Genomic DNA, 22,251 nt, shown 5'->3' with positions numbered 1-22,251 from the left:
ATAAACCAACACGCTCCCATTACATTTGTAACGGGGGCGTTTTTTCTGTTTATAAAGGAATATGGTAGAGCTCACTATCTCTATTTTGCTAATATGGAGTTTTTTCCTATTATCAATTGGAAGAGCTTTGCTCGTACTGCCTTCACTATGTGTACTACTTTTTTATATCGGGTTGTTGATTTTGAAAAAGAGTAGAAGGTAAAGAAGGAGGAAGAATTGTGTCTAAATTTATATTTATTACCGGTGGGGTAGTTTCATCATTAGGAAAAGGAATCACTGCATCATCCCTTGGGCGACTTCTAAAGAATCGTGGGTTAAGTGTGACGATTCAGAAATTCGATCCGTATATAAACGTGGATCCGGGAACGATGAGTCCTTATCAGCATGGAGAGGTTTTTGTTACAGATGATGGGGCGGAAACGGATTTAGACCTTGGACATTATGAACGATTCATTGATATTAATTTAAATAAATATTCTAATGTGACGACAGGTAAGATTTATTCAGAGGTGATCAAGAAAGAACGACGCGGGGATTATCTAGGCGGCACTGTTCAAGTGATTCCACATATTACAAATGAAATTAAAGATCGTATTTATCGCGTTGCTGAAAAAACAAAAGCAGATGTTATCATTACTGAGATCGGTGGAACGGTTGGAGATATTGAGTCACTTCCGTTTTTAGAGGCGATTAGACAAATGAAATATGATGTCGGACTTGATAATGTAATGTACATTCATTGTACGCTCATTCCTTATCTACAAGCAGCTGGAGAAATGAAAACAAAACCGACTCAGCACAGTGTAAAAGAACTTCATAGTTTAGGAATTCAGCCAAATATTCTTGTTGTTCGTACGGAAAGACCAATTTCGGAAGAGGTAAAGGACAAGCTTGCTTTATTCTGCGATATTCATAAAGGATCTGTTATTGAGGGGCTTGATGAAAGTACTCTATATTCCATCCCATTATCTTACCAAGAACAAAAAATGGATCAAATTGTCTGTGAGCATTTGAAATTAGAATGTGGCGAGGCAGATATGACAGAATGGAAAAAGCTCGTTGAAAAGGTACAGGGACTTGAGCATACAACAACGATTGCCCTTGTTGGAAAATACGTGGAATTACCAGATGCCTATATTTCTGTAGTAGAAGCTTTAAAACATGCCGGATACCCATTCAATTCGGAAATCAACATTAAATGGTTAAATGCTGAACAGATGACAAGTGAAAATGTAGAAGAGGAACTGAAAGAGGTAGATGGTATTCTCGTTCCAGGTGGATTTGGGGACCGTGGGATTGATGGGAAATTAATTGCCATTCAATATGCTCGTGAAAACCGTATTCCATTTCTAGGGATCTGTCTTGGTATGCAGTTGGCTTCTGTAGAATATGCTCGCAATGTGCTTGGGATAAAAACGGCCCATTCTGCAGAGATTCAACCAGATACGAAGGCTCCGATTATTGCTTTATTACCTGATCAAGAGAGCGTAGCGGATCTTGGTGGAACATTACGTTTAGGCGGATATCCATGTAAATTAACCCCTGGCACAAAGGCTTATGAAGCATATGGAGAAGAAATCATTGAGGAACGCCATCGACACCGTTATGAATTTAATAATGCGTATCGAGAAAAAATGGAAGAGAATGGTTTTGTCTTCTCAGGTATTAGTCCAGATGGACGTCTTGTAGAAATCGTTGAATTACAAGATCACCCTTGGTTCGTGGCAAGTCAGTTCCATCCAGAATTCAAATCACGTCCAACACGCCCGCACCCATTATTTTATGGTTTTGTAGAAGCAGCTATGAAGACAGAAAAATAATCTAAGCTGAAAAAACAGCCTGTTTTGTTCACTTCAATTGGGCAAAACAGGCTGTTGTCTATTCGTTTTCAGTTAAAATCTCATCTAAAATAAATTTTATGCATGTATAAATATAAAGACCTGCTATTAAAGTAGGGAATCCAGCTCTTTCTCCATCTTCATTGGGAATAAGTGGCTTCAATACAAATGTATTAATATGAACATCAGCTACATCAGGAAGATGGTGTTCAGTTGTTTTTTTAACCCCTGAGACGGCTACAAAGGAAATGCCCTTTTCTTCCAGCTGTTTTGCGAATTCATTGGCCTTATGATCATCAGAGAAACGTGTAAATAGCAACACTCGATCAATCGGTTTAAGGTCGGCAACATCCTTTAGGACTCGTGCATTTTCTAAAGGTTCCGGACCATGGATGGCCTCTAGCACAACCCCTTCCATTTCTCCAAAGCCTTTTATATAAATGACTCCCTCACCAGCAGAAGCTTGCGCTAATAATCTGGCTCCATCTTCAATCGAATAAGCTTCCTTATCCATAATGCGGGTAAAAAGTCCTGATAATTGGGTGGTAAACATTTTCTGCATTTTTAAAAATTTGCTCCTTTCCCTATTCCTTCACTCATTATACTGTTGAAATATGAAGAAAAAAAGGGATTTTTGAAGGACTAAGTAAAATAAAAATAGAATATTAACAAGTGTTACTGGATTTATATTTTACTATTCTAATTAACAATATTGAGAGGGAGATAAAATGACAAAGAAAATATTAATTGTCGATGATCAATTTGGTATTCGTATTTTATTAAACGAAATTTTACAAAAAGAAGGCTATCAAGTTTATCAAGCGGCTAATGGACCAGAGGCACTATCTATCACAGAAGAGCATGATCCTGATCTAGTATTATTAGATATGAAAATTCCGGGTATGAGTGGTCCGGAAATTTTGGCTGAAATGAAAAAGATGAAGACTAATATTGGGGTGATGATAATGACGGCATATGGTGAACATGAATTAATTAAAAATGCCAAAAAATTAGGGGTTATCACTCATTTTTCAAAACCATTTGATATTGAAGAAGTTCGCAGTGCTGTTAAAAAATATTTATTTGAAGGAAATACAGACGCTCCCTCATAGAGTCTGTCTGGTATATCATCCCATTGGTAAAATCGTTGGTAATAAGTAGGTGAATTTGGTATGATAAGAAAGGAAGAAAACTAACCGCTAGGATATAGTCCTAAAATAGCACACCAGTGCGCAGTTTACCCCAGAGGAGGAAAAGCAATGCCATTAGTTTCTATGACCGATATGCTTAATAAAGCAAAAGACGAAAAATATGCAGTAGGACAATTTAATATTAATAACTTGGAGTTTACACAAGCAATCCTTCAAGCTGCAGAGGAAGAAAGTTCACCTGTTATTCTTGGTGTTTCAGAGGGTGCGGCTCGCTATATGGGTGGTTTTAAATTTGTAGTGAAAATGGTAGAATGTTTAATGGAAGAATATGAAATTACTGTACCTGTGGCAATCCATCTAGATCATGGCTCTAGTTTTGAAGCATGTGCCAAAGCTATCCATGCTGGATTTACATCTGTAATGATCGATGCTTCTCACGATCCATTTGAACAGAACATTGAAACAACCTCTAAGGTCGTTGAACTTGCTCATTTCCATGGGGTATCGGTTGAAGCTGAGCTTGGTACTGTTGGTGGACAAGAAGATGATGTATCTGGAAGCATTATCTATGCAGATGCAAAAGAATGTGCGGAGTTAGTAGAACGCACAGGTATTGATTGCTTGGCACCAGCATTAGGTTCTGTTCACGGCCCTTACAAAGGTGAGCCAAATCTTGGATTCAAAGAAATGGAAGAGATCGGAGAATTGACAGGAATGCCATTAGTTCTTCATGGTGGTACAGGTATTCCAACGAAGGATATTCAAAGAGCGATTTCTTTAGGGACAGCTAAAATTAATGTGAATACAGAAAACCAAATTTCTTCTGCCAAAGCAGTTCGTGAAGTTTTAGCAGAAAAACCTGATCTTTACGATCCTCGTAAATATCTTGGACCAGCACGTGATGCCATTAAAGAAACGGTGATTGGCAAGATGCGTGAATTTGGTTCCTCTGAAAAAGCATAATTTTTTAGAAAAAGCATAAATGATGGTGGCCGCTCGTTTTCATGGGCGGTTTTCACTGTCGCCTTACGCTTTTTTTGTTCTCCTTCAATGTCACTACTCCTATTTTATGATCTACAAAAAAATATAAAATATCTATTGCTTGGGCCTCATATAATGATTTGATTACACAAATGTTAAAAATTACTACTTTTTTACATGTTTCGCCAAAATTCGTATATAATATTGTATAATTAGGCCTGCAGAAAGCAGGTCACAAAGGCGTTGCGACGTACAAGACGTATTATTGCAGGCAAAACGTTTGAGTCTGTCAACAGTAAGTCGCTAAGTTAGCCTTTTATTCTTATTATTTCCCAGAAAGGACGACTAAGATGGAAAAGCTTAAAATTGCAGGTGGTTATCCTTTAAAAGGGACGATTAAAGTAAGTGGGGCTAAAAATAGCGCCGTTGCCTTAATCCCTGCTACACTCTTGGCTGAGTCGCCTGTGACAATCGAGGGCCTTCCTGATATTTCAGATGTGCATATTTTAAAAGCATTGCTAGAAGAAATTGGTGGAGACGTTCACTTTGATCAGGGGAACATGACAGTGGACCCTACGAAGATGGTTTCAATGCCCTTACCAAATGGAAAGGTAAAAAAATTAAGAGCCTCTTATTATATGATGGGGGCTATGCTTGGCCGATTCAAAAAGGCAGTTATCGGTCTTCCGGGTGGCTGTCATTTAGGTCCTCGTCCCATTGATCAGCATATAAAAGGTTTTGAGTCTCTTGGAGCAAAGGTTACGAATGAACAAGGGGCTATTTATTTACGAGCAGATGAACTTCGAGGTTCTCGTATTTATTTAGATGTTGTGAGTGTTGGGGCTACTATTAATATTATGTTGGCTGCCGTCAAAGCAAAAGGACGTACCATTATTGAGAATGCGGCTAAAGAACCAGAAATTATTGATGTAGCAACACTTCTAACCAATATGGGAGCCAAAATCAAAGGTGCAGGGACAGATGTTATCCGTATTGATGGTGTCGAAACATTAAATGGCTGCCGTCATACGATTATACCGGACCGGATCGAAGCAGGTACATACATGATACTAGCGTCGGCAGTAGGAGAAGGTGTTCTGATTGATAATGTGATCCCACATCACCTCGAATCACTAACAGCGAAGTTACGAGAGATGGGCGTTCAAGTAGATGTTGGGGATGACCAAATTTTTATTGGTAAGGGAGATCAGTTTAAACCGATTGATATAAAAACACTTGTCTATCCTGGTTTTCCAACTGACTTACAGCAACCACTTACTGTATTGTTAACAAAGGTAGAAGGTTCATCCATCGTAACAGATACCATTTATTCTGGACGATTTAAGCATATTGATGAATTAAGAAGAATGAACGCAAATATCAAAGTAGAAGGCCGTTCAGCTATTATTAATGGTCCATCCGAATTGCAAGGTGCAAAAGTGAAAGCCTCTGATTTACGAGCTGGAGCTGCTTTAGTTATAGCCGGATTACTTGCAGACGGTATTACTGAGGTATCAGGTCTAGACCATATTGATCGTGGATATAGTGGCTTGGTTGAAAAGCTAAATGGACTTGGTGCGACGATTTGGCGTGAAAAGATGACAGAGGAAGAAATGGAACAAATAAAGAACGTATAGGTCTATAGGACTCAGTACGATCGATTGAATATATAGAGTATAAATAAACATAAAAGCGGGGAGTCTGAAGGATAAAATAGACTCCCTTTGCAAGTTTTCCCATTTCCGTGTAATATAGAGACATCTTCAAAGCTCCAACTCTTCATTGCGCAGCTAACTAGCATCCTTCCCGTATTTTAACAAAGCTATTATTTTTATATTTTTTGAAATTAAAAAAGTGTGGTGTCATGATGGCGGATTTAAATATTTCATTACTTGAAGATATGAAATTAAAAGAATTATATGAATTAGCTAAGGAATACAAAATTTCTTACTACAGTAAATTGACGAAAAAGGAATTGATTTTTTCAATTTTAAAAGCTCGCGCTGAACGAGAAGGCTTTTTCTTTATGGAAGGTGTCTTGGAGATCATTCAATCTGAAGGGTTTGGGTTTCTAAGGCCAATTAATTATACGGCTAGCTCGGAAGATATTTATATTTCCGCTTCACAAATTCGTCGTTTTGATTTAAGAAATGGTGATAAAGTCTCCGGTAAAGTTCGGCCTCCGAAAGAAAACGAACGTTATTTTGGATTGCTTCATGTCGAAGCGGTCAATGGAGCAGATCCTGAAACTTCAAAGGAACGCGTTCATTTCCCTGCGCTTACTCCTCTGTATCCTGACCGTCAGATAAAATTGGAAACGACCCCAACCAATCTATCAACAAGAATCATGGATTTGGTTTCACCTGTAGGCTTTGGCCAACGGGGATTAATTGTTGCCCCACCGAAAGCTGGAAAAACAATGCTATTAAAGTCAATTGCTAATTCTATCACAACGAATCATCCGGAAGCAGAGTTAATTGTTTTATTGATAGATGAACGTCCTGAAGAAGTAACGGATATTGAACGATCCGTTGACGCAGATGTGGTTAGCTCGACTTTTGATGAGGTACCAGAAAACCACATTAAAGTGGCGGAGCTTGTGTTAGAAAGAGCGATGCGACTAGTGGAACATCGTCGTGATGTTGTCATTTTGATGGATAGTATTACACGATTGGCGCGTGCTTATAATTTAGTTATACCGCCAAGCGGTCGAACTCTCTCAGGAGGGATAGACCCTGCTGCATTCCACCGTCCGAAACGCTTTTTTGGTGCGGCGCGAAATATTGAAGAAGGCGGCAGTTTAACGATTCTAGCAACTGCTCTTGTGGATACAGGTTCAAGAATGGATGACGTGATTTATGAAGAATTTAAAGGGACTGGGAACTTAGAACTGCATTTGGATCGCTCGCTGGCAGAAAGAAGAATATTCCCTGCTATTGATCTTCATCGTTCTGGTACAAGAAAAGAAGAACTACTCATACCAAAAGAGCAACTGGATAAACTTTGGAAGTTGCGTAAAGCGATGTCTGATACTCCGGACTTTATGGAAAAGTTCATGCGTAAATTGCGGAAATCTAAAACCAATGAAGAATTTTTTAATATGCTTGCAGAAGAAACCAGAGGAAGGGCAAACAGTAAAACGTTAGTCTAATCAATGCTATTTTTTTCTGTAGCAAGGAAGATATTTCCGATAGAATTTCTATTAAAATAATTGCAATCTAAATATAGAGTTGTTATAATTAAACTTGTGCTTTTATTGCATGATACGAACACAAACGATTTCTAGTGTATTTTTACTCTGTTTCAGCAAATGATTCAGGGCATAAGGAGATGAAAAGAATGAAAGCAGGAATTCATCCAGCATATAAAAAAATTATGGTGAAATGCGCATGTGGGAATGAATTTGAAAGTGGTTCTGTAAAAGATGAAGTGCGAGTTGAAATTTGTTCAGAATGTCATCCATTCTATACAGGCCGTCAAAAATTTGCTTCTGCAGATGGGCGTATTGATCGCTTTAATAAAAAATACGGCCTTAAAGAAAAATAAGAATAGGCTGAAAAAAACAGGCATGTATAATTGCCTGTTTTTTTAATGCTTGAAATTGGGTTTGCGCATGTTGTGCCGACTTCTACGTTATCCACAGGACATGGGTAGCTTTAGTAGAAGATCATTACTCTGATACATGAGCACAGAGGAAGGAGTTATTGCTTCATGGAAATGATGAAACAACCAGGGTGGATAGAAGTGATTTGTGGAAGCATGTTCTCAGGAAAGTCTGAAGAACTGATTCGACGTGTAAGGAGGACCATTTTCGCTAATCAATCGGTTTTGGTATTTAAACCTCAATTAGACGACCGTTATAGCGTAGACGAAATTATCTCTCATAATGGAACTGCGATTATGGCAGAACCAATACTTTCCTCTGCGAATATACTTCAGAGACTCAATGAAGAGGTAGACGTTATAGCGATTGACGAAGCGCAATTTTTTGATGAGGGTCTTGTGGATATTGTGCAACAGCTGGCTAACCAAGGCTATCGAATCATTATTGCTGGTTTAGATCAGGATTTTCGTGGAGAGCCATTTGGTCCAATGCCTACATTAATGGCGATTGCGGAACGAGTAACAAAACTTCAAGCAGTCTGTGTTGTTTGTGGATCACCGGCTAGTCGTACCCAACGTTTAATCAATGGTAAGCCAGCCTGTTATGAAGATCCAGTTATTATGGTAGGTGCTGCGGAGAGCTATGAAGCACGTTGTCGACATCATCATGAAGTTCCTACAAAGTTAACCTCGACTATCACACAAATGGAAAATCCATGAAGAAACACCCCCTTCTTAGCGAACGTTTATTCTTGGGGTAGTTAGTAAAATTTCCTTTTTTTCGCAGAATGGTTTGCTTTGAAGGGAGCCAACGTTATAATATAGTAATCATGGAAGCCAACTTTTGAGGTGAAAAGCATGTTTGATAAATTGCAATCGGTTGAAGAACGTTATGAGAAGTTAAATGAATTATTAAGTGATCCAGAAGTGGTCAGTGATTCCGATAAACTAAGGGAATATTCAAAGGAACAATCCAGTATTGCAGAAACCGTAGAAGTATACCGAGACTACAAGATAGCACAAGAAGAATTTAAAGGTGCTAAAGATATGTTAGATGAAAAATTAGATGAAGATATGCGAGAAATGGTCAAAGAGGAAGTCAATGAGCTTCAAGAAAGACTAGAAAAGCTGGAAGAGCGTTTGAAAATTCTCCTTATCCCGAAAGATCCCAACGATGATAAAAACGTCATTATGGAAATTCGTGGTGCTGCTGGAGGAGATGAGGCAGCTTTATTCGCGGGTGATTTGTATCGCATGTATAGTCGTTATGCGGAGGCGCAAGGCTGGAAAACAGATGTCATTGAAGCAAATTCTACAGGTCTTGGAGGATTTAAAGAAATTATTTTTATGATTACAGGAAATGGTGCCTTCTCAAAACTTAAATATGAGAATGGGGCTCACCGTGTTCAACGTGTGCCTGAAACAGAATCAGGCGGGCGAATTCATACCTCAACTTCCACTGTGGCTGTGCTTCCTGAAGCAGAAGAGGTAGAAGTAGATGTTCATGAAAAGGATATCCGTGTAGATACATTTGCCTCTAGTGGTCCAGGGGGGCAAAGTGTTAATACAACGATGTCTGCTGTTCGTCTAACGCATGTTCCAACAGGGATTGTTGTTTCCTGCCAGGATGAAAAGTCGCAAATTAAAAATAAAGAAAAAGCGATGAAGGTGTTACGGGCACGTATTTATGATAAATTCCAGCAGGAAGCCCAAGCGGAATATGATGCCAATCGGAAATCAGCTGTAGGTTCTGGAGATCGTTCTGAACGAATTCGCACATATAATTTCCCGCAAAATCGGGTAACGGACCATCGAATTGGTTTGACGATTCAAAAGTTGGATCAAATTCTCGAGGGCAAGCTTGATGAAGTAATCGATAGTTTGGTGATTGAGGATCAATCGAAAAAGCTTGAGAGCGTGGAAGAATAAATGTTAGCGAAGAAAGTGTTTGAGGCCCTGAAATGGGCTTCTTCTTGTTTAAAGGAACATCATCGTGATGAGAATGCTGGGGAATGGCTGCTTCTGTGGATTTTACAGATAGATAGATCTACGTTGTTAGCAGAACAAAGAATGTCACTAACAGAGGATCAATGGAAACGTTTTGAACAGGCGGTAAAGCGGCATATAACAGGCGCACCCATTCAACACATTATTGGGTATGAAGAATTTTACGGACGAAAATTTATCGTAAATGAACATGTATTGATTCCTCGTCCAGAAACAGAAGAGTTAATCGAGGCTGTTTTGCGGAGAATACATAATGTATTCCCTGTAGACGAGCATTTGAAGTTAGTAGACATTGGGACTGGTAGTGGAGCGATTGCGATTACCATGAAGCTAGAATCTCCAAATATGCAGGTGATGGCAACGGATATATCTCAGGATGCATTAAAAGTAGCAAGAGACAATGCAAATGCATTGAGAGCAACGATTCATTTTCAGCAAGGAGATTTACTTGAACCGCTTATACAGGCCGGCGAAAAAATGGATATTATCCTTTCTAACCCACCTTATATTCCTGTTGATGATATTCTAGATGAGGTTGTTCGAGATCATGAGCCTTCTTTGGCCTTATTTTCTGGAGAGGATGGCCTGGATTTTTATAGGAGATTTGCCTTGGGCTTACCGAAAATCGTTCAGAGAAAAGCGTTGATCGCCTTTGAAATTGGAGCAGGCCAAGGGGAAGCGGTCGCTTCTTTAATGCAGCAGGTCTTCCCAACAGCGCTTACGGAAATACTATTTGATATTAACGGGAAAGATCGAATCGTCATCATTCAATGCAGAGAGTGATGATTTTAAAGTCGTCTGCGCATTTCGTGTGTCTAGCTCCAGGCGTTAGGGGCTCGAGGTCAAATAACCCCGAACCTATGAAGGGAAAGAGCGCCCTTCATAGGTTCAGGAACATTTGCTTGTCGCCCCTGGCAAACGCCTTCCGCTTTTCGTGTGTCCAGCTCCAGCTCCTAGCTGCTAGCAAACTTTCGGTGCCTTCCTACGATAAGTCAACATCCATTCGCTTTTTAAGCTCATGGTGTTTCCTTTATCTCGTCAGTCCCCTAAAAAGTTTGTACGCAGCTGATCAGTCGCCTGCGCTTTTCGTGTGTATATGATTCTATTTTTCTGTCTATACTGCTTTTGTAGAGGGGGCGGTTAGATATGAAGAAGGAATATATGAAAAAAAGATTCTATCAAAAAAATATTGCGTGGATATATATATTGGTTTTAGTGATTGGGTCTGCGGTAAGCTTAATTTTACCTAAGATGGAAGTTGCGCAGGCAACAGATCCTTTCGTTATACCAGATGAAGCGATTCGTTTACGGATATTGGCGAATAGTGATAAGGATAAGGATCAGGCGATTAAGCGAGAAATTCGGGATGCTGTAAATGAAGAGATTAATGAGTGGGTGGCTGAATTAACCTCACTTGATGAAGCTAGACATTTGATGAGGTCACGTTTAGACATTATTGAAGAGATTGCCAATCAAAAACTAGAAGAAGCAAACATAGAGGATACGGTACAAGTTGATTTTGGTGAAGCGCAGTTTCCAACAAAACTTTATGGTCAATATCTTTATCCGGCAGGAACATACGAGGCGATTGTGATTACAATTGGAGAAGGCAAAGGAGCGAATTGGTGGTGTGTGCTTTTTCCACCATTATGTTTTCTAGATTTCTCTAATAGTTTAGCCATAAGTGAAGCGGCAGAAGATACAGAAGAAACTGTAGATCAAGAGCATATAGAATCCAAAGCAGAAGAGGATTTGCAAGAACGGGAAATACAAGAAAAAGATAAAGTAAAGAATAAAGAAGAGAAGAAAGCAGAGGCTGATGTAGAAAAGCCTAAGGATAACGGAGAAACTGTGGAACATGAAGTAAAAGCGGATATGGTAGTCAACCAAGAAGACGAGGTAGAAGTAAAGTTTTTCCTGGTTGAATTATGGGATAAAATTTTTTGAATCCTTATTCACAGAATTAACAGGGGTTATCCACTGGGAGAGAACTAGTTATCCACAAATGTGGGTAACTAGTTCGCCTTTTTGATATTTATCAACAGATAAAGCCAAATATAACGGACTTTTTATATTGAATAGAAATGGGGAACAAATGATGAACACAATTCACTGGTCTGTGGAAAAAGTTGTGGATAATTTAGAAACCTATCCACAGATTCAAGAAGCTGCACAGTACATTCGGGATAACGAAATAGTGGCCTTTCCAACTGAGACGGTATATGGATTGGGGGCAAATGCAGGTTCAGACGAGGCTGTAGCGCGAATATTTGTGGCGAAAGGTCGACCATCTGATAATCCACTTATTGTCCACATTGCTGAATATCAACAGTTAGAAAAACTAGTAATGGAGATATCAGAGCAAGTCAAGTTGTTGATAAGTGCTTTTTGGCCGGGACCACTTACGTTGATTTTTCCCAAAAAGCCTGGAGAATTATCAGAATATGTGACTGCAGGATTGGATACAGTAGCGATTCGAATGCCGAGTCATCCCGTTGCTCTCGCCTTAATTCGCGCCTCAGGTCTTCCAATTGCTGCCCCTAGTGCGAATCGTTCAGGTAAGCCAAGTCCGACTACTGCGAAGCATGTTGAACAGGATCTTAATGGGAAAATCGTCGGGATTTTAGATGGAGGAGCGACAGGTGTTGGCCTTGAATCTACGGTTTTAGATTGTACTGGCCAGGTTCCAATCATTTTGCGACCAGGTGGAATTACGAAGGAAGAATTAGAAAATGTGATATCAGATAAAATTAAAGTTGCATCTAATACTATAGAAAAGAAGAATACACCACGAGCACCTGGAATGAAATATACTCATTATTCCCCAAGTGCCCCGCTTTATTTAGTCGATGGGAAAGTGGACTGGATCCAAGATTTAATTGATGAGAAGCACAAGGAGGGACTTAAAGTAGGCATGCTTGCTTCAGCAGAAACAAAACGAAAATATAAGGCTGACCTTGTATTGGATGTCGGCAGTAAACATAAGCTTGACCACGTAGCTCATCGACTCTATAACAGTTTACGTGAATTTGATAAATCGAATGTTGAGATTATTTATTCGGAGATATTTCCTCAAACGGGTGTAGGGGCAGCGATTATGAATCGACTTGAAAAAGCAGCCGGGCATCAGTGGATAATTCAAGGGGAAAAAGACTACTGATATTATAACAGTTCAACTAGCCCGCTCCAAGAATACGAGGGAAAACAAGAATGATAAGTGAGGGTCGCAAACTTTTCGCTGATTGAAGTTTCATTTTATCTCTTAACTAACTTCTAGTCTTATAGTTTCCTGCATATGTTTCCCTTATAGGCATGTCCGAAGGGAAAGGGGATAGTGGGTTGCTTGCGGAGATTGTGACGGTTATGATCATGGCTTTTGCGGTAAGTATGGATGCTTTTTCGCTCTCTCTTGCTATAGGTGCATATAAAATAAGATTAAGACAGATCTTTTATATTGGGCTTGTTGTCGGCATATTTCACTTACTAATGCCTTTATTAGGAATGTTTGCCGGCCATTTATTATCAGGTACTTTTGGAGATATTGCTAATTATATTGGTGGAATCTTACTTATTATACTAGGATTGCAGATGGTGCTGATGATCTTTCGAAAGGATCGTGGTTCGACTTTTCTCCCTGTTGGATGGGGCGTATTACTCTTTTCCTTTTTAGTTAGTATTGACAGTTTCTCAGCAGGTTTAAGTCTGGGAATTTTTGGCGCGAAGGCTGCAGTCGCTGTTATTTGTTTTTCGGCTATGTCGATTGGCATGACATGGAGTGGTCTGTTAATCGGTCGGAAAATGCAAAATATGTTAGGGATATACGGTGAATTATTAGGAGGCATTATCTTAATTGCCTATGGAATAAAACTGTTAGTTCCGTTTCCATGGTGAAAAGTAACCTTGAAATGAGGAGAAGATAAAACAAGTGCTTTTTTCTATATTTAGCTACGCCCAGCAAATATAGGACGTTAAACAGGGCTGCTACTTTTGTATGCGACAGCTGGAAAAAGCTGTCTTTTTTTATGGAAGTATGGCATAATTTTTACAAAGTAACATGCGGTCTTTCGACCTATATGTGAAAACGCGAAGAATATGGAGGCGATCATACATTGAGCGGTTGGAGGGTGCTTTTTGTTTGTACTGGTAATACTTGCCGAAGTCCGATGGCTGAAGCGATCTTCAATCATAATTGGAGAAATAGGGGGATAGCGAAATCAGCTGGTTTATTTGCTATTGAAGGAGAAAATGCTGCCTGCAATACGATACAAGTTTTACAAGAAAAAGGAATTGATTGTAAGCATCTATCTAAAGCATTGAATAAGGATGATATGGATTGGGCTACTCATGTTTTTACAATGACAACTATGCATAAAGATATGGTTATGAATACCTATCCAGCTTATGCTGATAAAATTTTTACGCTAAAAGAGTTTTTAGGAGAATATCCGCTAGATATTGCAGATCCGTATGGTGGCGATGAAACTGTCTATCAAAGGATGTTTGCTGAATTAGATGAGTTAATTAGCAGGATATTCACAGAATAAAAAGGGATTCTTACTATTGACAGGAGCAGGAATATGACAAAGAAACAGCGATATCGTTTTGGCTTACAGAAAAAACTAGTTGTTTTCACAACGACATTGGCAGTGGTTACATTTTCAACAAGTGCTATTTTCTTGTATTTTATTTATCCATTTGTTGATCAATATATAAATGAGCAGGCGTTTACTATTCTAACTTTATTATTAGGTATTATCTGGTCCGGGATTCTTGCTTATTTAAGCGCCACCATCATGACAAAGCCACTTCAAAGTTTAAAAGAGGCGGCTTCGAAGGCTGGGGAAGGTGACATCGGTACTGATGTTATGGTAGGAAAAACAGATGACGAGATCAGATCTTTAGGTCTTGCCTTTAATCAAATGTTAGGTAATTTACGTGAAATCGTGCAACAGATTGAAGGAAGCATTACTCAAACGAATAAAAATGTGGTTTCAATTTCGCAAAAGTCTAAAAAGGTGTCCGTAGAGGCAGAAAGTGTCGCACATACGATCTCTGAAATATCTTCTGGTGCTGAAAGCTCTGCCGCTGCTATCCAGGCCACAGCGGAATCGGTAGAAGATATCACAAGACTTGCACAACTGGTGCAGGACAAGGCTAGAAAATCGGAAGACATCTCTCAAGAAATGCTAACAGAATTAAAAGAAAGCCAGAAGGTAGTAGACTCCCTTGTCGTTGGCATTGGACAATTAGCTGATCGAAATGATCAATCTCTTAAGTCTGTTAAAAGATTAGAAGATAATGCCTCTAAGGTAGAAGAAATTATTCATCTTGTTGGGGATATTGCCAATCAGACCAACTTGTTAGCGTTAAATGCTTCCATCGAAGCGGCCCGGGCAGGGGAACAAGGAAAAGGATTCGCAGTCGTTGCAGAAGAGGTTAGAAAACTAGCGGATGAAAGTGCAAATGCTGTGCACGGGATTACAGAACTCTTACAAAATATTCAAATGGAAGTTAAACAGGTAGTCGAACAGATTACAGACCAAGTGACGTCTGCTAAAGAAGAGGTAGATAGAGGAAAACAAACCAATCTTGTTATCGGGAAAATGACGGAAACCATTCATCATTCAGCCACCTCTGTTGCTGATATATTACAGCTGGTGGAGCGACAATTGGAGAATGTCCAAGAAACCTCTGGACAAGCAGAAGAAGTTGCGGCGATTGCTGAAGAAACATCGGCAGGATCGGAAGAAGTGGCACGGGTTGCGAGCAAACAAGCTCAAGATATGGAAGAAATCGACCAATTAGCGATTGCTTTAGAAAAACAAGCCAGCAAATTAAAAGACACAATTGCCCGTTTTTATTTATAATAGTAGTATGATTATCAGACCGTTCAGATAAATGTGTGTTTAAAAAAGGAGGATAAAAAGGACCAAGTCGGCGACTACGCTGACTTCCTGTCAACAACGCCGACACTAGTACATCCTGTACGTCGAAATTTCGAGGCGGCGAAGCCTTCGAGCAGCGGACTTGTACAGGATGTACTGACTTCTACGTGCCCACAGGACGTGTCGGAACTTAGTCGAAGATCCTTTATCTCGCAGTGTCATTTTTACCGGACTTTTTTAACATCCTCTATAAGAACGGTCCTTACTTTTAAGGAGGCAATTTAAAATGAAGGTAGCACTAGCATCAGACCATGGTGGGATTCAAATCCGTGAAGTGATTCGGGAATTATTGGAAGAACTGGGAATAGAATATCAGGATTTCGGTTGTGACTGTGAAACATCTGTTGATTATCCTGATTATGCAATGCCTGTTGCTGAGAAAGTAGCGAATGGTGAATTTGACCGTGGGATTCTTATATGTGGAACAGGAATTGGCATGAGCATATCAGCCAATAAAGTAAAAGGAATTCGCTGTGCGCTTGTTCATGATGTGTTTAGTGCGAAAATGACTCGACTCCATAATAATAGCAATGTATTAGCTATGGGAGAGCGAGTAATTGGTGCAGGATTAGCGAGTGAAATTGCTAAAACATGGCTATTAACCGAATTTGAAGGTGGCCGGCATCAACAAAGGGTTGAAAAGATTAACAACTATGAAGAAGAGGCGGCTTCTGGAAGTGAAACGGAAAAATGAACGAACCGAAAAAGTGGAAACAGGAAGTGAAACAACTTATTCAAGGATGTAAAGAACATTTTCACCTTGCACAAGGAAGCATACTAGTAATTGGGTGTTCTACATCAGAGATTATAGGAGCAAAAATTGGAACATCCGGAACAATGGAAGTTGCAAAAGTATTATTTGAAGCGCTCCATAAATATGCAGATGAGCAACAGTTATTTCTAGCATTTCAATGTTGTGAACACTTAAACCGAGCCTTGGTGCTCGAAAAGGAGATTGCGAAAAGAAAAGGCTGGGAACAAGTCTCCGTCATCCCGGCTCCGCATGCGGGCGGTTCCATGGCAACCTACGCTTTTCAACATTTTGAAGAGGCTGTCGTAGTAGAAACGATTCAAGCGGATGCTGGTATTGATATAGGAGATACATTTATTGGTATGCATTTAAAACCTGTCGCTGTTCCGATCAGAATGGAGCAAAAGCAAATTGGCTATGCCCATGTCACGAGTGCCATCACCCGACCAAAATTAATTGGTGGAGCACGCGCTATTTATGAACAGTAAATCATTTTATCAAGAAAATCTCTAAGGATTAAGGCAGAATGGTACTGGATGGTAATCACCCCTTAATTGCCATTTCTCTTATTAAGACGTCTTCTGTAAAAGCTGAACATTATTTTAGATTTTGACGAGAATGTTAAGAAATAACAAGAAATAATCTGAATTTTGTTTGCAAGGAATTTTCTACATGGTAGAATAAGAATGAATTTACAAAAGTCGATACAGTCAAATAATAGGGGGAATGAGAAATGAGCATCATTGCCGAACAAGATCCACAATTGTACGAAGCGATTCAAAATGAATTAAAACGTCAGCAAACAAAGATTGAACTCATTGCATCAGAAAATTTTGTGAGTCCTGCTGTTATGGAAGCGCAAGGCTCTGTTTTGACGAATAAATATGCAGAAGGATATCCAGGTCGTCGCTATTATGGTGGCTGTGAGTATGTGGATGTTGCCGAAAATCTAGCGCGAGATCGTGCGAAGGAAATCTTTGGAGCCGAGTATGTCAATGTGCAACCACATTCAGGAGCACAGGCCAATATGGCTGTCTACTTTACTATCTTAGAGCCAGGTGATACGGTACTTGGAATGAATCTTTCACATGGTGGTCACCTCACTCATGGAAGCCCAGTTAATTTTAGTGGAGTTCTATATAACTTTGTAGAATATGGTGTGGATCAAGAAACTCACTATATTAATTACGAAGATGTCCGTCAAAAAGCGATAGAACATAAACCAAAATTGATTGTTGTCGGAGCTAGCGCTTATCCTCGGACAATTGATTTTAAAAAGTTCCGTGAAATTGCCGATGAAGTAGGAGCTTATGTAATGGTGGATATGGCGCATATTGCAGGCCTAGTTGCGACTGGGCATCACCCAAATCCGGTTCCTTATGCCGACTTTGTTACAACGACCACTCATAAAACATTGAGAGGTCCGCGTGGTGGAATGATTTTTTGTAAAGAAGAATTTGGCAAGAAGATCGATAAATCTGTTTTCCCTGGCATTCAAGGTGGCCCGCTTATGCATGTGATTGCCGCTAAAGCTGTAGCCTTTGGTGAAGCAATGACAGACGAGTTTAAAGTATACAGTCAGAATGTGATTGATAATGCAAAGCGTCTTGGCGAATCCTTACAAAAAGAAGGATTAAAACTAGTGTCGGGAGGAACAGATAATCATTTGGTTCTTCTTGATGTTCGTTCAGTTGGATTGACAGGAAAAGTAGCAGAAAAAGTATTGGATGATATTGGAATTACAGTGAATAAAAATACAATTCCTTTTGATCCAGAAGGTCCATTTACGACAAGTGGTATTAGAATTGGTACACCTGCAGTAACTTCCCGTGGTTTTGGACTGGAAGAAATGGATGAAATTGCCTCATTGATTGGATTGGTCTTAAAGAATCATGAAGATGAAGCTAAACTTGAAGAAGCACGCGAGCGTGTCGCGACTTTAACAGCAAAATTTTCTCTATATGAATAAACATTTACAATCCGCTCCTCACATTGAGGGGCGGATTTTTTTGAAATACAAATTTTAGATAATAAGATTCCAATTATTTCTCTTGCTCTACTATCTCCTTTTCTGTAGAATAATCAAAGGAATGTTGAGTTAAGCTGATAAATGATATGGTTACGTACTTAAATTTTAAAGGAGAGATACCATGGCTAAAGTATATGTGTTCGATCATCCTCTCATTCAACATAAACTTACATATATTCGTGATAAAAATACGGGGACAAAGGAATTTCGTGAGCTTGTAGATGAAGTGGCAACTTTGATGATGTTTGAAATTACAAGAGAAATGACTTTGCAGGAAGTGATGGTAGAAACACCTGTTGCTTCAGCAAAAGCGAAGGTGATATCTGGGAAAAAGCTTGCCATTGTGCCAATTCTGCGCGCCGGAATTGGAATGGTGGACGGAATACTTAATCTTATTCCGGCTGCAAAGGTAGGTCATGTTGGTCTTTATCGTGATCCCCAAACACTTAAACCTGTAGAATATTATGTGAAATTGCCAAATGATGTTCACGAACGGGAGTTAATTCTAGTGGATCCAATGCTAGCAACCGGCGGTTCAGCGATCGCTGCGGTTGATTCGTTAAAAAGCCGTGGTGCAAAAAATATTAAGTTTATGTGTCTTATTGCTGCTCCAGAGGGAGTCGAAGCAATGAAGGAGGCTCACCCAGATGTAGATATATACATCGCGGGATTAGACGAAAAGTTAAGTGAAAAAGGCTATATTATTCCGGGATTAGGAGATGCTGGAGACCGGTTATTTGGTACGAAATAATGAGTTTAAAAATTAATCCAGGTGGAGAATCGCCCGGGTTAATTTTTATATAGAGATTTGGAACCGCTTGAATTATCTCACCCATAATTGGGAATTGGCTGTAGGAAGTGATATGAAAATGGAGAAGAAAATTAAAGTGATGTCTGTGTTTGGGACAAGACCAGAAGCGATAAAAATGGCTCCCCTCGTACTGGAACTGCAAAAAAATCCGGATTAATTTGAATCTACTGTTGTAGTGACAGCCCAGCACCGGCAAATGCTAGATCAAGTTTTAAAGATATTTGCTCTCCGCCCTGACTATGATCTGAATCTTATGAAGGATCGGCAAACGTTAATAGATGTTTCCACACGTGGGCTAGCAGGATTAGACCGGATAATGAAGGAAGCACAGCCGGATATCGTTCTTGTTCATGGGGATACTTCGACAAGTTTTATTGCTAGTTTAGCTGCCTTTTATAACCAGATAGAGGTAGGACATGTAGAAGCGGGCTTGAGGACTTGGAATAAGCATTCTCCATTTCCTGAAGAAATTCATCGCCAATTAACAGGAGTATTAGCCGATTTGCATTTTGCCCCAACAAAAGCTGCTGCCAACAATCTATTGTAGGAAAATAAGCGGAGAGAGGGCATTTTTATTACTGGGAATACAGCGATTGATGCTTTGCAAACAACTGTTAAAAAGGAATATCACCATGAAGTGCTTGAAAAGATCGGACAGGATCGTCTTCTTCTTGTAACTGCTCATAGACGGGAAAATTTGGGCGAACCAATGAGACATATGTTTCAAGCGATAAAAAGGATTGTTCAAGAACATCCCGATGTACAAGTTGTCTACCCTGTCCATCTTAATCCCGTTGTTGGGGAACTAGCTCAAGACGTATTAGGGGAAAATAAACGTATTCATTTAATCGATCCCTTAGATGTCATTGACTTTCATAATTTTGCGGAGCGAGCATACTTAATTCTGACAGATTCTGGTGGCGTCCAGGAAGAAGCTCCTTCCCTAGGTGTTCCAGTTCTAGTACTTAGAGATACAACAGAGCGACCAGAAGGCATTCAAGCGGGCACATTAAAACTTGCAGGAACAGAAGAAGAACAAATTTATAAGCTAGCAAGTGAATTACTTACGGATCAAGAGAAATATAACAGAATGGCTTATGCTTCTAACCCTTATGGTGAAGGGCATGCTTCTGAGAGAATTTGTAAAGCCATTTTATATCATTTTAATCAAAGCTCAAAAGGGCCAAATCCCTTTGAATAAAGGGATTCTGAGTGATGTTTTCAGAGGATCAAAACAAAGAAAGAATTTTATGGTAATTTTGTGAACAAATTTAGAAAAAAATAAAAATCCTCTGTAATAAATTAATAGGAAATCAATTGACTTTGATATAGTGCTATTGTATGCTAAAAAAGGCTGTGGATAACCGGTCAAATCCACGTAATACATAGAAACGGGCCCAATTACATATAAAGGTTTGTTTTATGCGAAAAAGGTCATAGTTTTTCCGCACATTATGTCGTAGTATGTCTAATCAGAATCTCAGTTAAATGCGATCTTTAATTTCAATTTTACTAAGTAAAAATAGCAGAAGATCCAAGTATCGTTTTTCTGGTCGTCATGCTGTCGCCATTCAGCTGTTTGTCCTACAGATTAGCCTCCAAGTATACGACTTTGGGAGATATCTAAATGTCAGAAATTCAACAACTATTTATTAGACACTGTAAATATATGCTCTACTTTCTAGCCATATATGTGTTGGGCTGGGGATTTACAGAATATAAAACTATATTTATGGGGCTAATTTTGGGAACCGTCGTGAGTCTTTACAATCACTGGAATCTTTATCGGAAGACAAAAAGACTTGGATTGGCTGTCACAGAAGGAAAAAAAGTATACGGAATGGGAATGCTAATACGAATGGCTGCGGTCATATTAGCCGTTTATGTGGCTATGGAATTCCCCGATGTATTTCATTTAGGAAGTGTTATAATTGGAATAGTGACTGCTTATGCAGTTATTATGATAGATTTTATGATCCAGCAAATTTTCAAACCCCGAAAGTAATCGGAAGAGAGGTGAATCTGATTTGGAACATGAAGCGCCATTAAGAGAGATAGCGGGGCTTACGTTTAACCTTTCCAATGTGCTAATGATTACCGTTACGGCTCTCATCGTCATTCTTATTGCTGTTATTGCCACAAGGAAGCTTGAAATGAAACCAACCGGCATGCAGAACTTCATGGAATGGATTATGGATTTCGTAAAAGGCATTATTAATAGCAACATGGATTGGAAGACAGGTGGTAACTTTCATCTGTTAGGGATCACGCTACTCATGTTTATTTTTGTAGCGAATATGCTTGGGTTACCAATGGCAGTCATTGTCCAAGATGATCTTTGGTGGAAATCACCAACCGCTGACCCTGTAGTAACCTTAACATTATCTGCGATGGTAATCGCTTTATCACATTATTACGGTGTGAAAATGAAAGGATTCAAGGAATATGGTAAGGATTATTTCAGACCAGTAGGATTTATGTTTCCTTTTAAAATTATTGAAGAAGTGGCCAATACAATTAGCTTAGGGCTACGTCTTTACGGTAACATTTATGCTGGAGAGGTCTTAATTACTTTGTTAGCATCAATGGCCGCAACAGGATTTATTGGTACAATCGGTGGATTTTTACCGTTAATGGTATGGCAAGGATTCAGTATTTTTGTAGGTGCACTGCAAGCCTTTATTTTTACAATGTTAACGATGGTTTATATCTCACATAAAGTGAGTTCTGACCATTAATATATACCCGTTTTTAATAGCGGAAAACATACTTTTTTATATAAACGAGGAGGAAAATAATAATGTATGCAATCTCAGCAGCAATCGCAATTGGTTTATCAGCTCTAGCAGCAGGTCTTGGTAACGGTATGATCGTTTCAAAAACAGTTGAAGGAATGGCTCGTCAACCAGAAGCTCGTGGAATGCTTCAAACAACAATGTTTATCGGTGTTGGTATCGTTGAGGCGATTCCAATCATGGGTGCCGTTATTGCATTTATGCTTCAAGGAAGATAATAAAGGCTCCATTTGCCGATGTGGCGGTCCATTTACATAATGTAGTAGGCGCCTATCTTTCAGTTGGCGGAGTTTATTACTAGATGAAAATGGCGAAGCTTACTTAAAAACTTCGCCATTGC

General features: G+C 39.4%; 22 protein-coding genes and 2 pseudogenes. 23 read left to right on the top strand and 1 reads right to left on the bottom strand.

The window, feature by feature from the left end:
* Positions 1-218: 218 nt before the first annotated feature.
* Positions 219-1,820: a CTP synthase gene (locus IPU53_RS00805; RefSeq protein ID WP_207446420.1), complete on the top strand. Its 1,602-nt coding sequence runs from the start codon at positions 219-221 to the stop codon at positions 1,818-1,820.
* Between the two features lie 58 nt (positions 1,821-1,878).
* Here IPU53_RS00805 and IPU53_RS00800 read toward each other — a convergent pair whose 3' ends face one another.
* Complete coding sequence (locus IPU53_RS00800) at positions 1,879-2,400, bottom strand: DUF2529 domain-containing protein (protein ID WP_207446418.1); 522 nt, start codon at positions 2,398-2,400, stop codon at positions 1,879-1,881.
* A gap of 166 nt (positions 2,401-2,566) precedes the next feature.
* Between IPU53_RS00800 and IPU53_RS00795 the strand changes: the two genes are divergently transcribed.
* The 22 genes and pseudogenes from IPU53_RS00795 to atpE all read left to right on the top strand — a co-directional run bounded on the left by IPU53_RS00795 (position 2,567) and on the right by atpE (position 22,129).
* Positions 2,567-2,950: a response regulator gene (locus tag IPU53_RS00795; protein ID WP_207446415.1), complete on the top strand. Its 384-nt coding sequence runs from the start codon at positions 2,567-2,569 to the stop codon at positions 2,948-2,950.
* Between the two features lie 147 nt (positions 2,951-3,097).
* Complete coding sequence (locus IPU53_RS00790) at positions 3,098-3,952, top strand: class II fructose-bisphosphate aldolase (protein WP_207446413.1); 855 nt, start codon at positions 3,098-3,100, stop codon at positions 3,950-3,952.
* A 368-nt stretch (positions 3,953-4,320) separates the two neighbouring features.
* Positions 4,321-5,607 (top strand): UDP-N-acetylglucosamine 1-carboxyvinyltransferase, encoded by a 1,287-nt coding sequence (locus tag IPU53_RS00785; RefSeq protein WP_207446412.1) that lies wholly within the window; start codon positions 4,321-4,323, stop codon positions 5,605-5,607.
* A 230-nt stretch (positions 5,608-5,837) separates the two neighbouring features.
* Entirely contained in the window at positions 5,838-7,121 is a 1,284-nt protein-coding gene (gene rho / locus IPU53_RS00780; RefSeq protein ID WP_207446932.1) for a transcription termination factor Rho, read from the top strand.
* A gap of 188 nt (positions 7,122-7,309) precedes the next feature.
* Complete coding sequence (gene rpmE, locus IPU53_RS00775; protein ID WP_207446407.1) at positions 7,310-7,516, top strand: 50S ribosomal protein L31; 207 nt, start codon at positions 7,310-7,312, stop codon at positions 7,514-7,516.
* 165 nt (positions 7,517-7,681) lie between these two features.
* On the top strand, positions 7,682-8,293 hold the full coding sequence (locus IPU53_RS00770) for a thymidine kinase (RefSeq protein WP_207446397.1): 612 nt from the start codon (positions 7,682-7,684) through the stop codon (positions 8,291-8,293).
* Between the two features lie 138 nt (positions 8,294-8,431).
* Positions 8,432-9,502: a peptide chain release factor 1 gene (gene prfA, locus IPU53_RS00765; protein ID WP_207446395.1), complete on the top strand. Its 1,071-nt coding sequence runs from the start codon at positions 8,432-8,434 to the stop codon at positions 9,500-9,502.
* The gene (gene prmC, locus IPU53_RS00760; RefSeq protein ID WP_207446393.1) at positions 9,503-10,363 is read left to right on the top strand and encodes a peptide chain release factor N(5)-glutamine methyltransferase; all 861 of its coding nucleotides are present in this window, start codon (positions 9,503-9,505) and stop codon (positions 10,361-10,363) included. It begins immediately after the preceding gene.
* 363 nt (positions 10,364-10,726) lie between these two features.
* Entirely contained in the window at positions 10,727-11,527 is an 801-nt protein-coding gene (spoIIR, locus tag IPU53_RS00755; RefSeq protein WP_207446391.1) for a stage II sporulation protein R, read from the top strand.
* A gap of 151 nt (positions 11,528-11,678) precedes the next feature.
* Complete coding sequence (locus IPU53_RS00750; protein WP_207446930.1) at positions 11,679-12,740, top strand: L-threonylcarbamoyladenylate synthase; 1,062 nt, start codon at positions 11,679-11,681, stop codon at positions 12,738-12,740.
* A 152-nt stretch (positions 12,741-12,892) separates the two neighbouring features.
* On the top strand, positions 12,893-13,471 hold the full coding sequence (locus IPU53_RS00745; protein WP_242697975.1) for a manganese efflux pump MntP: 579 nt from the start codon (positions 12,893-12,895) through the stop codon (positions 13,469-13,471).
* A 218-nt stretch (positions 13,472-13,689) separates the two neighbouring features.
* Positions 13,690-14,124, top strand: coding sequence for a low molecular weight protein arginine phosphatase (locus IPU53_RS00740; RefSeq protein WP_242697974.1), 435 nt, complete (start codon positions 13,690-13,692; stop codon positions 14,122-14,124).
* 33 nt (positions 14,125-14,157) lie between these two features.
* Positions 14,158-14,508: pseudogene (locus IPU53_RS25715) on the top strand (HAMP domain-containing protein); the annotation flags it as partial.
* A complete protein-coding gene (locus IPU53_RS00735; protein ID WP_441297446.1) occupies positions 14,500-15,447 on the top strand; it encodes a methyl-accepting chemotaxis protein in 948 nt (315 codons plus the stop codon). The pseudogene IPU53_RS25715 and the gene IPU53_RS00735, both read left to right, overlap by 9 nt.
* Positions 15,448-15,751: 304 nt before the next feature.
* Positions 15,752-16,219, top strand: coding sequence for a ribose 5-phosphate isomerase B (gene rpiB / locus IPU53_RS00730; protein ID WP_207446387.1), 468 nt, complete (start codon positions 15,752-15,754; stop codon positions 16,217-16,219).
* Positions 16,216-16,764 carry a TIGR01440 family protein gene (locus IPU53_RS00725; RefSeq protein WP_207446386.1) on the top strand — a complete coding sequence of 183 codons (549 nt, stop codon included), beginning with the start codon at positions 16,216-16,218 and terminating at the stop codon, positions 16,762-16,764. The genes rpiB and IPU53_RS00725 overlap by 4 nt, the downstream gene beginning before the upstream one ends.
* Before the next feature lie 245 nt (positions 16,765-17,009).
* Positions 17,010-18,245, top strand: a complete 1,236-nt coding sequence (gene glyA / locus IPU53_RS00720) for a serine hydroxymethyltransferase (RefSeq protein ID WP_207446385.1) — start codon at positions 17,010-17,012, stop codon at positions 18,243-18,245.
* A gap of 181 nt (positions 18,246-18,426) precedes the next feature.
* Entirely contained in the window at positions 18,427-19,056 is a 630-nt protein-coding gene (gene upp / locus IPU53_RS00715) for a uracil phosphoribosyltransferase (protein WP_207446383.1), read from the top strand.
* A 118-nt stretch (positions 19,057-19,174) separates the two neighbouring features.
* Positions 19,175-20,317, top strand: a pseudogene (gene wecB, locus IPU53_RS00710) (non-hydrolyzing UDP-N-acetylglucosamine 2-epimerase).
* A gap of 426 nt (positions 20,318-20,743) precedes the next feature.
* Positions 20,744-21,121 (top strand): ATP synthase subunit I, encoded by a 378-nt coding sequence (locus tag IPU53_RS00705; RefSeq protein ID WP_207446381.1) that lies wholly within the window; start codon positions 20,744-20,746, stop codon positions 21,119-21,121.
* 22 nt (positions 21,122-21,143) lie between these two features.
* Positions 21,144-21,854: a F0F1 ATP synthase subunit A gene (gene atpB / locus IPU53_RS00700; RefSeq protein ID WP_207446379.1), complete on the top strand. Its 711-nt coding sequence runs from the start codon at positions 21,144-21,146 to the stop codon at positions 21,852-21,854.
* Between the two features lie 62 nt (positions 21,855-21,916).
* On the top strand, positions 21,917-22,129 hold the full coding sequence (gene atpE, locus IPU53_RS00695; protein ID WP_057982634.1) for a F0F1 ATP synthase subunit C: 213 nt from the start codon (positions 21,917-21,919) through the stop codon (positions 22,127-22,129).
* Positions 22,130-22,251: the final 122 nt, after the last annotated feature.

Source organism: Bacillus sp. SD088 (assembly GCF_017355205.1).
In the GTDB taxonomy this organism is placed as follows: Bacteria; Bacillota; Bacilli; order Bacillales; family Bacillaceae_C; genus Lederbergia.
The sequence above is the reverse complement of the archived record's forward strand: the minus strand, read 5'-3'. Positions and strand labels throughout refer to the sequence as shown.